At 70.8% G+C, this 236-nt stretch carries 1 protein-coding gene; it reads left to right on the top strand.

The annotated features are described in order from the left end of the window. Window positions 1-236 (top strand): esterase/lipase family protein (locus BFF77_RS37520; protein ID WP_425424460.1); only part of this gene is annotated, 236 nt, incomplete at both ends.

The raw sequence follows: 236 nt of genomic DNA, 5'->3' as shown, positions 1-236 counted from the left end.
GAGCGCCGCGCCGCGCCCCTGCCGCCCGAAACGCCGCAGCTCCCCACCGAGGGCCGCGCCCGGCCGCCTGTCGTACTGCTCCACGGCCTCGTCGACAACCGCTCCGTCTTCGTGATGCTGCGCCGGTCCCTGTCCCGGCACGGCTGGACCCGTCTCATCTCGCTCAACTACTCGCCGTTGACATTCGACATCCGTACGGCCGCCGAACTGCTCGGCGGGCACATCGAGGAGATCTG

The organism is Streptomyces lushanensis (genome assembly GCF_001700515.1).
In the GTDB taxonomy this organism is placed as follows: domain Bacteria; phylum Actinomycetota; class Actinomycetes; order Streptomycetales; family Streptomycetaceae; genus Streptomyces; species Streptomyces lushanensis.
This window is presented reverse-complemented; position numbering and strand designations above follow the sequence as displayed.